This is a genomic window from uncultured Draconibacterium sp., from assembly GCF_913063105.1.
In the GTDB taxonomy this organism is placed as follows: domain Bacteria; phylum Bacteroidota; class Bacteroidia; order Bacteroidales; family Prolixibacteraceae; genus Draconibacterium.
The window spans coordinates 1-16,668 of record NZ_CAJXYQ010000005.1 but is presented as its reverse complement, the minus strand read 5'-3'; the positions used below and the strand labels follow the sequence as shown (position 1 = coordinate 16,668).

General features: G+C 39.4%; 7 protein-coding genes. 1 reads left to right on the top strand and 6 read right to left on the bottom strand.

The window, feature by feature from the left end; all coding sequences use genetic code 11:
• Positions 1-245 precede the first annotated feature (245 nt).
• From QZ574_RS06300 to QZ574_RS06280, 5 genes are all read right to left on the bottom strand, one after another.
• Positions 246-5,687, bottom strand: coding sequence for a PAS domain S-box protein (locus tag QZ574_RS06300; RefSeq protein WP_297087941.1), 5,442 nt, complete (start codon positions 5,685-5,687; stop codon positions 246-248).
• Positions 5,677-8,646, bottom strand: a complete 2,970-nt coding sequence (locus tag QZ574_RS06295; RefSeq protein ID WP_297087938.1) for a response regulator — start codon at positions 8,644-8,646, stop codon at positions 5,677-5,679. The genes QZ574_RS06300 and QZ574_RS06295 overlap by 11 nt, the downstream gene beginning before the upstream one ends.
• Positions 8,647-8,874: 228 nt before the next feature.
• Entirely contained in the window at positions 8,875-9,690 is an 816-nt protein-coding gene (locus QZ574_RS06290; protein WP_297087936.1) for a CheR family methyltransferase, read from the bottom strand.
• Positions 9,691-10,654: 964 nt separating this feature from the next.
• Positions 10,655-11,125: a hypothetical protein gene (locus QZ574_RS06285; RefSeq protein WP_297087935.1), complete on the bottom strand. Its 471-nt coding sequence runs from the start codon at positions 11,123-11,125 to the stop codon at positions 10,655-10,657.
• 568 nt (positions 11,126-11,693) lie between these two features.
• A complete protein-coding gene (locus QZ574_RS06280) occupies positions 11,694-12,188 on the bottom strand; it encodes a hypothetical protein (RefSeq protein ID WP_297087932.1) in 495 nt (164 codons plus the stop codon).
• 73 nt (positions 12,189-12,261) lie between these two features.
• On the opposite strand from QZ574_RS06280, the gene QZ574_RS06275 reads away from it, so the two are divergent.
• Positions 12,262-12,429: a hypothetical protein gene (locus tag QZ574_RS06275; RefSeq protein WP_297087930.1), complete on the top strand. Its 168-nt coding sequence runs from the start codon at positions 12,262-12,264 to the stop codon at positions 12,427-12,429.
• Between the two features lie 134 nt (positions 12,430-12,563).
• Here QZ574_RS06275 and QZ574_RS06270 read toward each other — a convergent pair whose 3' ends face one another.
• On the bottom strand, positions 12,564-16,112 hold the full coding sequence (locus QZ574_RS06270; RefSeq protein WP_297087928.1) for a PAS domain S-box protein: 3,549 nt from the start codon (positions 16,110-16,112) through the stop codon (positions 12,564-12,566).
• Positions 16,113-16,668 lie beyond the last annotated feature (556 nt).

Genomic DNA, 16,668 nt, shown 5'->3' with positions numbered 1-16,668 from the left:
AAGATATGATGTCACTCTAATATTTACTGCTCGACACACCTCGGCTGCCGCCGATTTGTAATCGGTGGCTCCATGCTACCGGTATGGCTGCTTACTTTAAACCAGGCACTTCAGTTTTATAGAATTTATAATGGCAAGGTAAATCAATTTACACTTATATCATCAGCTGTTGGCTAGCTGGCTGCTAATTTTTTCCTTTAACGAGGAAACTGTTGATTACAAATCGGCGGTGGCCGGAGTTTTTTCTAATTTTTGAAGTGATTCTTAATTATAATTTCAAGCTCCTCTTTTTTTATCGGTTTTGCGATATAATCGTTACAACCCGCTGCTATTGCTTTTTCCCTGTCGCCCGTTAAACCGAAGGCTGTTTGAGCAATAATGATTACATCCTTGTTAAATTTTCGAATTTCGCGGGTGGCATCATAGCCGTTCATGCCGGGCATTTTTATGTCCATGAGAATAAGATCTGCGTCAGGATTCTCCCGGCATTTATCTACGGTTTCTTTTCCGGTTTTTGCATATATAATATTTTCAAACTCATTTCTAAAGATAGCTTCAAAATACATTGTGCTGGCTTCATCATCCTCGGCAATAATTACCGATAAATTACTTAATGCTGTCTGCGTTTCTTTATTGTTGTTCTTTTTGGCATCGCTTTCTTTCACCAACTGTTTTGTGTAAGGAATGCTAAAAGTGAAGGTGGTACCCAAACCTACTTCAGAACTTACACTAATATCGCCACCCAACATTTCAACATACGATTTAGCAATGGCAAGCCCCAGACCCGAGCCTTGATGAACTTTTGAGTCTTCAATATCGGCTTGTTCAAAACGATTAAAAACAGCATCTATCCTATTTGTTGGAATTCCGATTCCAGTATCTTTTACCGTAAATTCTAAAACATCAATATCCTGCTCTTTTTTTAATGAGTAGGCAAAAGTAATTTCCCCATGCTCGGTAAACTTAATGGCGTTTTTAATCAGGTTGGTCAGAATCCCTTCCAATTTGTGTTTGTCGGTAACAAAGCGTGCTTCACTATCCGTAAGGCCTGGTTTATAAATCAGCTGAAGCCCTTTTGATTTAGCCTGGTGGTAGAAAAAGTTATACTGTTCTTTAAGAATCTCGTTTACCGACACCTCCGTTTTCGAAACTTTTATTTCGCCAGCTTCAATTCTCGAAATATCCATAATGTCAGTAACCGTGGTTATCAGTCTATCACTGCTTTTGTTTATAATATCGAAATAATGTTGTTTCTGTTCATCAGCAATATCGGAATCTTGCAGTAGTCCGATAAAACCTGTTATACCGTTTAGTGGAGTGCGTATTTCGTGGCTCATATTATTCAGAAAAGCTGTTTTTAAGCGGTTGCTTTCCTCTGCCTTTTCTTTAGCCAGAATCAAATCGGTGTTAAGCCGTTTTAGTTCGGTAATGTCCTGGTTAATTACCTGGAAATGTTTTTCTCTGTTCCATATCACTTCTTTACGCCACACTTTTATGTGCCTGATTTCTCCCTTTTTTCGTCTGATGCTGATTTCATAATCGTACGCATCTCCACCTTTTTGTCTGATTTTTTTTCTTTTCAGATGTTCCTGATAGCTTTGCTCAGTATACGTTTCTATTGCTCTGGTGTTAAGAAATTCGTCGAGAGTGGAGAACTCATAAATATCCAAAAGTGCTTTGTTTACATAGACGGTCTTTCCTTCCTGGCTTACAATTCTAATACCTAATGGCGACTCATCTATGGAATGTCTGAAGTTATCTTCCGCCTGTTTGCGCTCGGTAATATCTTCAGCTACTTTAATATAATTAATGATTTTGCCTTGCTCATCAAATATGGGCGAAACAGATGCAATTTCCCAAAACAATTCGCCGTTTTTCTTTTTATTGTGAAATTCACCACGCCAGATTTTGCCCGATGAAATGGTTCCCCAAAGTTCTTTATACATTTCATCAGATTGTTCTCCCGATTTTAATACACGGGGATTTTGCCCGATGGCTTCTTCCATACTGTAACCCGTGCTTTCAGTAAATTGAGGATTTACATACTCCAGCGTACCTTTAGTATCAGTAATAGCAATAACGGAAGGACTTTGAGTAACAGCGGTTGAAAGTTTTAGCAGTTCTGCTTCAGCCTGCTTTCGCTTGGTTATATCGCTATGAGTGCCAATGAATCTTATTGGAATACCCTTTTCGTCACGCTCCACTATTTGGCCGCGTCCCTGTATCCACATCCACGAACCATCTTTGCGATTAAAGCGGAACTCAACCTGAAATTGTTCGATCTGCCCCGTCAAATATTGCTCAGCAGTGGACATAACGTAATCCACGTCTTCCGGATGAATTCGCTTCTGAAACTCCTCAAGGTTGTTGGCAAAATCATCTGGTTCATAGCCTGCCATGGCATAATAGCGTTGATCAAAGTCAACCCGGTTGTTTACCAGATACCAGTCCCAGATTCCCTCATTCTTAACCATCATAGCCAGGTCAAGACGTTCTTCACTTGCTTTTAATGCTTTTTCATTGGCTTGAAGCTTCCGGTTTGCCGCTTTTATTTTTTCTTCAGCCAGCTTGCGCTCTGTAACATCCTGGACCGTTGAGATCATTAAATTTTGATCAGACAAGGGTATATTGTAAGCATAAACATATCTAACATCTCCCGTGCTCGTCACAATCTTCAGATTGTTCCATCGCATTCTTTCAGGATCGCCACTTTGCATATCGGCCACAATTTGTGCCTGCATTTTTTCACGATATTTAGGTTCCGGGAAGACTTTTTCGAAAAATATGCTTGTATTTGTAAGAATATTCCTTGACCATCCATAAATTTCTTCGAACCGAAGGTTCATGTACTTTACATCGCCATCATTAATTGTATTTAATGCAAATCCAATGGGCATATTTTCCATGATGGATTCGATATATTTATTACGTTCCTGTATTGTTTTTATGAATTGTTTACGTTCTGTAATATCGGTATGCGTACCAACAATTCTTATGGCTTTTCCTTTATCGTTAAAAATTGCTTTAGCCCTTGAGAGTATATCAACCCAATGACCGTCTTTATGCTTCATTTTAAATTCTATTTCAAATCGGTCAACCTTTTTTGAAATAAGTTTCTGTTGAAGCTCCCATGATTTTTTAACGTCCTCAGGTTCTGTTGTTGTTTCCCACACCGAGAAATCATTTGGAAGTTCATGATCTTCATATCCAAGCATTTTTTTCCAACCGGGCGAATAATATATTTCATTTGTAAGAAGATTCCAGTCAAAGATTCCATCATTAGAAGCATTCATAGCAAGTTTAAAACGTTCTTCGCTTTCAAATAAAGATTCTTCTATATGTTTGCGTTTGGTGATGTCTTGAATAAATCCATGCCAAATTATACTTCCATCTTCCAGTTTTATTGGCGTTGAATTTCCTTCTACCCATATTATTTTACCCGAAGGTTGATTTACACGATACACGTCGTGCCAAGGCTTAAGGGTTTGGGCTGAATGGTTGATTGTTGCGCTTACCCGCTCTAAATCATCAGTATGAATTGCCTTAAATGCCTTTGAAGCATCGTGTTCTACTTCTTCAGGTGTTACACCATAAATCATTGTTATTCCATGACTTGCATAAGGAAAATGATAAGAGCCATCATTACGACGCCTGAATTGGTAGATAACTCCTGGCAAATGCAAGCCTATAAGTTCGAATCTATTTAAGAGTTCTTTATTAGCTTCTTCTGCCTGCTTGGGCTCGGTTATGTCCCAATTCACGCCAACCATATTTTTTGGGGTTCCATCCGGATCATAGTTCACTATTGCATGTGCTTCTATGAATCTGATTTGGCCATCTGGCCAAACAACCCGAAACTGCGTATGAAATTCTTTTTCTCCGGCAATTGCAGCTTGTACTTCTTTATCTGACCTTTCTATATCACTGGGATGAACTCCCTTTTTCCAGGCTTCATAGGCTCCCTCAAAACTTTCCGATTCAATACCGTAAAGTTCAAACATTCTTTTGTCCCAGGTAAGAACGTTTTTCTTCAGATCAAGATCCCAAATTCCTATCCCGGCAGATTCTGTAGAAATCTTCAATCTTCTGTTAACTTTAATAATTTCGTTTTCTGCCTGTTTGCGTTCGGTGATATCCTGTAAAGTACCAATTAGCTTTGTAACTTTCCCCTCTATTTGTTTTGTCTTCCAATGGGCGCGAACCCATTTCTTATTGTTTTGCTTTGTGATTATTAGTGCATCTGTAGTAAAAGGAACATTTCTCTCTTTGCTATCTGCCAATGCGTTTTGAAAAACGAGCTGTGTTTCTGGTGGATATAAATTTAAGCCCTCCTCAAGACTAAGAATGCGTCCGGGAGTAATTTCATAGATTTGGTACATTTCATCGGTAAAGTAAAACAGATTGGTCTGCAGGTCCAGCTCCCAACCTCCGATTTTTGCCAGTTCCCCTGTCTGCTTCAACAAAGCGTTTAATTTACTTACTTCTTCTTCTGCTTGTTTACTCTCGGTGATGTCTCTTGCAAACCCCAACATCATATTTTTTTCCAGAATAGGAATTGTATTCCATGAAAGCCATTTGTATGAACCGTCTTTTGCCTGGAAGCGATTTTCAAAATCCAGGGCTGCAATTCCATTTTGCAGTGAACCTGCCGCTTCTATGGTTGTAGCCTGATCATCGGGGTGAATAAATTCTATAAATGGCTTACTTCTGAGTTCAACAGGAGTCCAGCCAAGTGTTTTTTCCCAAGCTGGATTTAATTCCTTTAAATAGCCATCCATGGTTGCCGTACAAATCATATCAAATGATTGGTTGAATATTCGCTCACGTTCTTCCTCGGTCTGCTTGCGCTCGGTAATATCATTCAGAAACGCAAAAAAGATACTTTTTGAATTCATCCATGTTGTGCTGACTTCAACATTGATAATTTGGCCTTTTTTAGTTTTGTGTTTTGATTCAAATCTGGCTGATCCCTCCTTTATGATATTTTTGATACGATTTGCGGTTTCGACTGCAGTTTCTTTCGCTTCAACATCCTGAATCGACATTTTGAGCATTTCTTCTTTCGAATAACCAAGCATTTTGCAGGCTGCATCATTTACATCTATGAACTTTCCTTGTTTATCCACTATCCAGAAGCCATCTATGGCCGTTTGAAGAATGGTGCTTTTCTCTGCTTCTTTTATTCTTAACTCCTGAAGGGTTTTTTTATGTGCTTCCAGTTCCCGAACAAGTTCTTTGCTCCTTTTCTCCACCAATTTTTCAAGCCTTACTTTTTCGTCTTTCTTCGCTTGGTTGGCTTCCCTTATTTTAAGCATGGCTCTTATTTGGGCTGTAAGCTCAATCTCGTCAATGGGTTTGGTAAGAAAGGCTTCGCCACCACTATCTAAGGCTTTTACCAGGGCTTCTTTGTTGTTTTCGATGGCTGTTACAAAAACAACCGGGATATCGCATAGTTCTTTATCGGCTTTCAGTTTTTGGCAAACCTCATAACCATCCATACCGGGCATAAGAATATCCAGCAGTATGACATCAGGATTTTCTTTGGCTGCCAATTCCAATCCTGTTTTCCCATTTTGAGCTTTTAACACAGTTGCTTCAGGGAATGCATCTTTGATTAATGCATTTAAGGTAATCAGGTTGTCCTGAAGGTCGTCAATAACCAAAATTGTAATGCTGTTATTTGCCATAAAGCGTGCTATTTATCGTGTCAAAAAATTGTTGTTCATCAATGGGTTTAGCAATGAAGGCATCAAAACCGTGCGAAAGTAAAACTTCCCTGTCCTGGGTCATTGCGCTTGCTGTAAGTGCAATTACTTTAATATACTGTAATTCAGGCTTATTTCTTATTATTTTAAAGGCTTCGATGCCATCCATTTGTGGGAGTGCAATATCCATTAGAATGAGATCGGGCTTAAATTTCTTCGCTTTTTCAACCCCCTCAATGCCGTTTACGGCTTCCAATATGGTAAAAGCATCATTAAGAACGGCTTTAACTGAGAGCATATTATCGGGATTGTCTTCAACGATAAGTACCAAGGGTTTTTCTTTTGTCGTTTTAGTTTCAGCTTTTGGGGCATCCGATTCTAAGATTTCAGCGAATAGCATATTGGCCACTGCTTCCAGCATTTCATTGGCATTTACATCGCCTTTCTGAATAAGCTGTTGAACATGATTGTGTTTTAAAAATTTCAGTTCTTCTTTAGTAATGTGCTTTGCAGTAAGTATCAACACAGGGAGCTGTGATGTTTGTTCTTGCTCCCGAATGGATCTTAACACCTGAAATCCATCCATTTCAGGCATCATCAGATCCAGTATCATGGCATCCGGTATCGTATGGTCAATAATTGCAAGTGCTTCACTACCATTACTGGCCAGCAACACATGATAGCCTTTATCCTCAAGAATATCCTTTACCTGAACAAGAGCCGATTCGTTGTCGTCCACCAGTAAGATGGATTTTTCGGGGTTGTCAGGTATTCGACTAAGCTGAAATCGTCTGCTGTGCGTTAAGGAACCTAAATTTTCTTCTTCAATCTGGCTGTTTTCACGGTTATACTGCAAAGGCAAAACAAGGGTAAATTCAGTGCCTTTTCCAGGTTCGCTTTTTACCGAAATATTACCACCGAGCAAATGCGTATATTTTTTTGCAATGGCAAGCCCCAAACCGGTGCCGCCATATTTTCTTGAGGTACTGCTATCGGCTTGTTTAAATTCATCAAAAATATGAGAGATTTGGTCTTCGGAAATACCGATTCCGGTATCGGTTACCGTAATCACAATATTTTTATCGATTTGTTTTGAAATAACTTCCACCTTACCTTCTTCTGTGAATTTTACAGCATTGCTGATCAGGTTCTGCAAAATATGACGGCATTTTTTTTCATCAGAAGTAATAGGAAGTGTGGCATCAGTTTTTGTGTGAATGAGTTTAATTTTTTTCTGATTTGCCTCCAGGCTCATTGAGTTTACGAGTTCATCCATTAATTGGGAGCAATTAAATTCACTAAGCTCAATATCTTCATGGCCGGCTTCTATGCGTGCAATATCAAGTACATCGTTGATGAGATTAAGCAGGTTTTTACCGTTGCGATTAATCACTTCTAAATAGCTGTATTCGTCTTCGGGGATTTTGTTTGCGAGTCGTTTGTATAGCACTCCCGATAAAGCAATAACAGAGTTAAGGGGTGTGCGCAGTTCGTGGCTCATATTCGAAAAGAAAGCGGTTTTCATCTGACTGGCCTGAGACAATTGTTTCTTTTGCTGTTCAAGCTCGGTATTCTGTTCCATAAGTTCTGCCGACTGGGAAGAGAGTTCTCTTTGTGATGCTTCCAATTCAGTGTTTTGAACTTCCAGTTTAGCTGAAAATTGTTTAATCTTTCCAAAAGCTAATAATCCTTCAATGCGAGCGCTTAATGTGTTGAGAATTTTATCAATTAACTGAACAGAATGTTTGCTGTAAAACCCTAAACTTGCCAACGAAATAATAGCACTTACCCCTTCATTTGTAGTAACAGGGATGGTTAAAATTTCGCGTGGGATAAATTTTCCACTCACGGTATGAAAAGCAAAACGGGTATCTTCAGGGATATTTTTAAGATAATGCACCTTACGGGAAGAAAGCACAGCACCAAATTCACCTTCGAAATGCTCTGCGGTAAACGATTGTCTGGCATTCGTATCTAAACCAATGGATTCGAAATGCTCATAGGTTTTTTGGTCGTCGCTGAGCAAATACACCGCAGCAATTTGTGAATTGGTATGTTGGGAAATGGCGTGAAGTGTTTTTTTGAAAAACAGTTTTGTATCGTCCTCGCTTAGCATTATTCCGGCGATGTTTTCGATGTTTTCACTTAAGCTTAAATTCGCCTGAATGTCATCGGCCAGGGCATTAAATGAATTGGATAGTTCTCCAAGCTCGTTATTTGAAGTGTTGGAACTTCGTGCCATTAAATCGCCTTTATGAAAGCGCTGGGTTGCTTCAATAAGCTCGTCGATGGGTTTGCGCATGGCCCGCAGTAAAAACCAACTTACAAAAAGTGATATCAATACAATGACACCGATTAGGGATAATAATTGTTTGTTTAGCGCATTATTTAATTCCATGGAATTGGCATACAACTCATCTCCTTTCCCTGTGGCAAAAGCGCTGAGTTTATCCAATGACCTTAGTACGACTTCTGCTTGCTTCCCTCCAATTCCTGAACTTTTTGTACGGCTGGCACCCTCTTGTATTTCACCAGACTGGTGTAAGCGGATAATTTCTGCTCGAATGGATTTCCATTTAATGTATTCGTATTCCAATGCATCAACGTCACTAACAGGTCCGAGGTATAGTTTCCGAAAAACTTCAATCTGTTTAAAGGCATTGGCATCCAAAAGTTCCAGATTATGCAAATCGGCTTCTATCTCCTCTTTTTCGCTGGCCAGAAACAAATTCTTCATGTCTACACGTATGGCATGAACAGTAGCTGTTAATTCTCCAATACTCCTTCGTACCTGTAGCGGATGGTTATACATATCTTCGGTTTGTTGATGCATCCTACTGGATTGTTGATAGGAGATGAAACCAATTACAATCACAAACAGAAGTAGGAGAGTAAAGCCCGTTTTAAGGAGAGTTCCGATTTTTAGGTTTTCGAGTTTCATGTTATATTTTTTTTTGAACGCTGATAAAACGGATTTTCAAGCGCTGGTTATCGCTGATTTTTTTTCCGTGTTCATCTGCGTTATTTATATCTGCGTTATCCGCGTTTCATTGTATTTGAACGCTGATAAAACGGATGCAAGCAACGCTGGTTATCGCTGATTTTTTATCCGTGTTCGTCTGCGTTATTTTAATATCTGCGTTATCCGCGTTTCATTTCTCTCCGTGTTCTATTTTTTTTGAAATATCCCCGACTGTGGAAATATTTCAGAGAAATCTAAATTTAATAAAATTTCTCTTTCTGCTTCACCTGTAATCAAATAACCACCACCAGAAATAGATTTACCGATTTTATTTACAATCTGTTTTTGGTTTTTGGGGTTAAAATAGAACAATAGATTGGCACAGAATACGATATCGAAATCTCCAAATATACTTGCTGAAGGACTGCCGGAATTTTTGTCGAGTAAATCAAAAACTGAAAAATCGATATAAGCTTTCAGTTCAGGTTTAATAGTAAACACATCATTGTGTTTGGTGAACCATCTTTCTGCGCGTTTAAAATTGATGTTATTTAGTGCAGAGGCTGGGTATTTTCCGATTCCGGCTTTATTAATTTGTTCATTGCATTTGTCGGTTGCAAAAATTCTATATTTGAGTTCTTCATTACCACCATTCCTAAGCTCTTCCAGTAACATGGCCATACTATAAACCTCTTGCCCCTGGGCACATGCAGCCGACCATATCCGTATTTCTTTCTTTTTCTTTTTTTGCACTAAGTAGGGTAGAATTATGCGTTCCAAAACTGCAAAAGAGAGGGCATTACGAAAAAACTCGCTATAATTGTTTTGAAGCGAAGCGATTAAAAGATTTCCTTCAGTGCTATTTTGCTTAAGAAAAGTGCAATACTCCTCAATGGATTCGCACTTAGTTACTGCTATTCTGTTCTGAAGTGTTTTTTTCAGGTATGAATCCTCATAAGTTGAAATATCAATGCCCTGCGATTGTATGATAATATCGCTAATCTCTTTTATTTGTTTTATCATCCTTTTATAGTGTATCTTTAATCCTAACGAGGTTTTAATTTGTTCGCTTACTTCCTTTTTTTTGCGAATGTTCTTTTTTGCTGCTCTAAAGATAGAACATTAAAAGGTTGTTTACATAAAACAAAAGTTGGCGGGCGGTAAAAAAGCACATCTGCCAGAATTTATGATTAAAAATGCAAAAACCACCGATTACAAATGGGCGGTATAGCCCAGGAGTTGCAAAAAAAACAGAACCTGTTTAAAAAGAAAAGGGTGGTTCATCAACCACCCTTCTAATGTTAACCCCCAAACACACAATATGGGTGAACCCCATATCGATTATAAATATACAATTTTTTTTAATAGGTATTGGCCTCCCGTTTCTTTTTACACGGAACAAAACACTTATGCTACACGGGAAGCACCATCGGAAATGAAAGAGAAACGGTATGCAACTAACTCTCCCTCATACCCTCTCTACCTGTAAAAAGGCCGATTATGCACAAGGCACAAGCAGGGGGAGTCAATAGATTATGAACCAGCTATTCCCATTGTTTTTAAAGGATTTTCAGAAAAAAAAAGAAAGGGTAGAACGCTATGGACGCTTTTTGAAGATGATTGATAATTTACAAACCCCTAAACACAAAACCAATCAAAATATAGAAGTCGCTCTACCCTGTTATCTTTTAACCCTTTATTTTTTTTCAATGCTTGCCGAAAGAACAAACATATAGCCAAAAAAAACCAAACCAGACAATCAGGCACTTAGCGCCATGCCACAAATCCAGGGCTTCTCATTCTGGGACAATCACTCCCTATATCGCTCAAAGCCCTAACACCAACAAGGGTAAACCAGGCAATACCGGCTTTAAGCAGCTGCATTACATTTTTGGGCAAAAAAAAGATGCACCGTTTCCGGCGCATCTTTACCTCCCTCTGCGTTTATGCAGCTTACCAGACGACCGGCCCGGCCCCTGGCGGCATATTATTGCTGTTCTTCCTTTTCGGCTTTACTCCGCTCAAAACGTTTGCTCAGGTCGTCGTATATCGATTTTGCCCCGGGCACATCCATTTTAGCCGCCATTTTTACCGAGTTGTAATAGGTTAATGCGCTTACATAACTTTCGGCACCGGCTTCCATGGTGGTATCGTCGAGATTATCGGCCAGCATACGTACCTGGCGCAATACCGGCATCAGTGCATTGTGTACCTGCATGTCGTTGTTCAGTCCCGCAACATCTAAATAGGGCGGGGCAAATTGTGGCGCACGCGAGGTGTAATCGAGTGCTTTCTCCACAAATGGCTGGGTTTTGTCGCTCATTTTGGGAAGTTCGCGGCGTTCGTCGGGGCTTAACGACAGCGTGTAAGGTTGTAAAGCCGTAAAAATGGTACTTAGTGCCTCGTTTACCTGGGTTACTACCTCTTCGGGAATTGTGAAATTAATTTTGTTGTCCATAAAAAGTGTGTTTTAATTGATTAAAAAATTGAATTATTTAAGAACAAACCGAATTTACAACACCTGCCTGCTTTCTTCCAAACCAATGTGCCACCGGTTTTTATGCTCTTCGACACAATACTGATTTACTGACACTTACACCTCCACCTCTCCCCTACTTCATAACTACAAGGGGGTACTTCCGAAGCTCCTGTTTGAGCTTCGGAAGCCTGCCGTTTAGCTTCCGAAGGTAAGCGTTAAGCTTCTGAAGGTGTATCTTGTACTTCGGAACTCCGTTGTTCTTCTTCCGAAGTATAACATTCGGTTTTTAAAGCTGGTGTTTTAACTTCTGAAGCCGGCTTTTGTACTTCTGATGCCCGGGTTTTTACTTCGGAAGCTATCGGTTCGTATTTAAAAGCCCTTGTTTAATGTTTCGAAGTCGGATGTTTAGCTTCGGAAGCTCAATTGGGGTGTTGTGGTGAAGTAAGCGCGGGCTGTTTGCAGCACTTTTAAGGTTGCGAAGAAAAATAAAGGGGAACACAAGTAAATGTGTCCCCCAAAAATTAAGAATGCCTGTTATACAAATTACCTATTCGATTTTTTCATCGGGTTTATTCTCGTCCTGGCCCTTTTCGCTACGGTTACGCATAAAACGTTTTTTCAAATCTTCGTGAATGCTTTTGGCGCCGGGGACATTTATTTTGGCTGCCTGCTTAACCGAGTTGTAAAAACTAAGGGCATTGGTAAATCCTTCGCCGCCAATTTTTAGTTTCGAGTCGTCGAGGCCATTGGTAAGCTGTTTGCTTAAACGCAGCAATTCGGTTAGCTGGTCGTAAATGCCCAGGTCGGCTTTTAGTTTGTCTACATCCATATAGGGCGGTACAAACTGCGGTGCCGATAGCGTGTAATCGCATGTTTTTTCAACAAAGGGATAGGTTCGGTCGTCCATTTTAGCTATTACCTGCCGCTCGTGCGGGGTTAAGGCAATAAGGTAGGGCTTTAAAACGGTGAGTGCATTGCTTATTAAACTTGTAGCTTCAGTAATTACAGGTTCGGGAATACCCGAAGGTGTTTTGGTTGCCATAATTAGTGGGTTTTTAATTAATTAATGGTTTTGTTTTGATGCTTTTGGTTAATAGGTATACAAATTATGAAAAATGAAGGACTTATGCAAACACCGCTGCCACCGGTTTGAAATCGATGGTACCATGCTACCGGTATGGCTGCTTACTTTAAACCCGGCCCATCAGGTTTATGGAATTTATAATGACAAGGTAAATAGCTTTTATACCAGTAACATCAGCTGTTGGCTAGCTGGCTGCTAATTTTTTTTCGCTGCCGGGAAAACCGTTGATTACAAATGGGGGGCAGCCGGGATTAAAGTTTAGGCATTTTTTAGCAAAACCACAATATACCGGTAAAACAGTTCGCAACTTCTTCATATTGGCCGGATTATTTTTCACCCATCTTTTTTGTGGATACTTTTCGGTCTTCGGTTTCTAAGGTGCATCTCAATGCGCTGTATCAGTTCGTTTTTCCTGATTGGTTTAGAAAGGTAATCATTGCAGCCCGATGCAATAGCTTTGTCGTTGTCGCCATGCATTGCATAAGCTGTTTGGGCAATAATTACCAGTTCGGTATCAAATTCCCTGATTCTTTTTGTGGTTTCCAAACCATCGATACCCGGCATTTTTACATCCATTAAAACCACATCAAAAGCAGTAGTTCTGCATTCGTTAATTGCCAGTTCTCCCGACTTTACGTGTACAATTTTAGCTGCTTTGTTTTTTAAAATCTCTTTTAAATAGATGGCGGAGACTTCATCATCTTCAACAATAAGAACATTGTATTTACTCCCCGAATTTTCGCGGATATTTTTACTGGCTTTACGAATTGATTCATTTTTTACAAGCGACAACCAAGGGATGGTAAAATAGAATTGAGATCCTTCTCCCTCGATGGATTCCACCCACATGTTACCCCCCAGTATTTCAACGTACGATTTTGCAATTGACAAACCGAGCCCGGAGCCTTCAAAGGCTTTGGTATCTTCAATATCGGCCTGTTCGAAGCGGTTAAAAATGGCTGTCTGCCGGGTTTTGGGTATGCCTATTCCGGAATCTGTAACTACAAACTCCAGCAAGTTGTTTTTAGGAGTAACACCTACCGAGATTTCCCCTTTATCGGTAAATTTTATGGCATTTTTAATTAGGTTGGTTAATATCGATTCCAACTTATTTTTATCGGTAAAAAATTTAAAATCAGCCTCCGGGTTTTCCTGTTCGAAGTTTAACAGTAAGCCCTTCTTTTGTGCCTGTACCTGAAAGAAAGAAATCAGGTTTTGGATTACTTCATAAACATTAAGCTCCGAATTTTTAACTTCAACAATTCCGGCTTCAATTTTCGATATTTCAACAATATTGGTAACGGTGCTTAACATACGCTCGCCACTTTGATGAATAATCTGAACATAATGATCCTTTGTTTCATCACTTAAATCGGGCTCTAACAGCAAATTTGTGAAGCCGAGAATACCGTTCATCGGGGTTCTGATCTCGTGGCTCATATTGGCCAGAAAGGCCGATTTTAACCGGTCGCTTTCTTCGGCTTTTTCTTTGGCCGCAATTAGTTCATTGGTATTTTTCTTTATCTCTGTAATGTCAATTACAACACCAATATAACCTATTTCGTTGTTTTTATCATCTTCAATTACCGAGGTTGATAGCAAAATCGGGAACAAGGTATTGTCTTTGCGCTTATTAATTAGTTCGCCTTTCCAATTTCCTTTTTTTGTTTGTACAAGTGTTTTTTCCAATTCCGCCAACTCAGCATTTTCAGGATGTAAAAAGCTGATGTGCTGCCCTAATAACTCTTGCTTTGAATAGCCGTAGGTAGTGCTGAAGGCCTTATTCACATACAGAATAACATCATTCTTATCTGTAATGGTCACACATTCGCCAACCTGTTCAAGTGCATTTGCCAGGAACTTCAGATTTTTCTGGTTTTCGCGTTTCTCAGTAATATCCTCTTTTATGCCTGCAAAATGGGTAATTTCTCCTTCGCTGTTATGAATAGGAGATATAACAGCCCGTTCCCAGTAGAGGTCGCCATTTTTCTTTTTATTACATATTTCGCCTTCCCATTTCTTGCCTGCCAGAATAGTTTTCCACAGCTTTTTGTAGAATTTCTTTTTCTGAACGCCAGACTTAACAATATTGGGTTTATCTCCTATTAGCTCATTTGCCTGGTAACCGGTTATTTTGCAATAATAGGGGTTTACATATTCTATTATCCCCTTGTTATTGGTAATTAAAATGCTTAGCGGACTTTGCTCAACAGAAGTACTTAGCTTCAACACTTTCTCTTCTGCCAGTTTGCGCTCGGTAATATCATGTACAATGGTATAAAGCAATTCATTTCCCGATACTTTTACTCCTCCGGCGTACACTTCAACATCTCGTACCTCGCCATTGCTAAGCCGGTGTTTAAAATTAAAATGCTGCCGTTCTTCGCTGATTGCTTTTAGCATTTCAGCTTTTATTGCCGGTGCCGAAAGTGTATTAATTTCTGAAATATGTAGCGCTGTTATTTGTGGATACGAGTATCCGTAAAACTTGCATGCCGACCTGTTGGCATCAACAATATTGCCGGTTTCCGGGTTTATCAGCAGCATTACCGAACGATTATCAAAAAATAAGGATTTGTAACGCTTTTCGCCTTCTTCTGCAGCAATCTTTGCACGTTTCAGTTCCTGCATCTGTTTGGTTCGTGTAATCTCGCCTGAAATCAAATCAGACATGGTCTTCAGCATTTTAACATCGTAATCGATCCAGTTTTTCTGCGAGTTTACCGAATCGAAACCAACAAAACCGATAAGTTGCCCCTCGGAAAGCATTGGCAAAACAAGAATTGAAACAATACCTTGCTCCTGAAGCATTAGTCGCTCAGCAGAAGCTTTTTCGGGAAAATCACGAATGTTTTCGTAGTTGATTATTTCAAACTTATTCATTTTTTCCGTCCACCAGGGAACCCTGTCGGCCGGAATTTGCTGGAGGTTTTCGCGCTGCGATTCAATTCCGATATTACACCATTCGTGTGTATTGCTCATCAGCTTACCATTATTTTCAAACTGAAAAACATACACCCGGTCAACTTCGGTAAACTGGCCCAGCTTTTTTAAGGATGTTTCAATAAGGTGGTCGGCTTCCAGGTAACTTCCGTGCACAAAATCGTAGGATATTTCATTAAATAATTCTTCCATCCGAACCCGATTGATGAGCTGTAAATCGTTTGCTTTGCGGTCAGAAATATCCACAATAAAACCGTCGTAATTTACGGTTTTCCCATTTTCTTTTAGTGCACGGGCGGTCATTAAAATCCAAATAGCAGTACCGTCCTTTTTCCTGAACTTTACTTCAACATTCTTTACTTCTGAGCGTTCACTGGTATCATATTGCCGGATTAGTCTTTCTCTTTCTTCCGGCGAATAATAAAAATCGGCAATATTTTTTTCAATTAAGGCATCGGTATTTTCGAATCCCAGAATATTTGCCATTTCGTTATTTACCAAGGTAAACATACCGTTGCGGCAGGTCTGGTAAAAACCAATAGGGGCAAAATTAACAATATTCCGGTATTTCTTTTCGGCCGTTTTTATCCGGCTTATATCGCGCAAAATTACCCGAAGCGCCGGTTGGCCTTCAAAACGGATATGGGCCAACGACACTTCTACATCGATAAAAGTACCATTCTTGTGTTTTACACTCGATTCATATTTTTCAGGGTGCTTTTTGCCTCCCTCCCATTCCTTGTAGGTAGCATTAACCTTGTGGAGAACAGCGGGGTTAACAAAAGCTGTAAATTTTTTCCCAATAAGCTCGGCGAATTGATAGCCCGAAACATTTAGCAAATTCTGATTGGCATACTTAATAAGCTGATTCTGCAATACAAAAATGCTGTCGGTCGATAAATCAATCAAAGCTTTGGTAATCTCTAAGTCTTCTTTCATACCCCGATTGACAAGCTTTTATTAAAAGTTAATTGATGTCTTTGCCCAAAGCTATAAGATAAAAATTGTAATTCAATGAAATAATCGAAAATTATTGATTCCGACCAATGTTTATTCCCAACCTGTTTTTACGATGGTACAATAGGTGAGGCACTTGCGCCTCTCGCTGCCACCGGTTTGAAATCGATGGCTCCCTGCTACCGGCATAGCTGCTTAAATTATCACTGGTATTAGCTTTAGTTTTTTATTTGTATTTATATTTTGTTGTTCTTTTATCTCCATATTTCTCGATAATCCCTTCGTTAACTGCAGTTTTTAAGTCTCTACTTGCAGTTGCCTGAGATATATTTTTAAATGTTCTTAAATAATCTTGCCTTGAAAATTCTTTTATCCCAATGATTTCTTTAAAATTTGAGATCCTGTCGTTATTGCTTAGACTAAAATTTTGAACTTTTAATAAATCTTCCAGTGCATCTTTTATGACCTCCTCCCATTATCCGACACACCCAAAAGTAGAGGAATCCGACTTATCTAACTGTTCCATAAACACCCCATT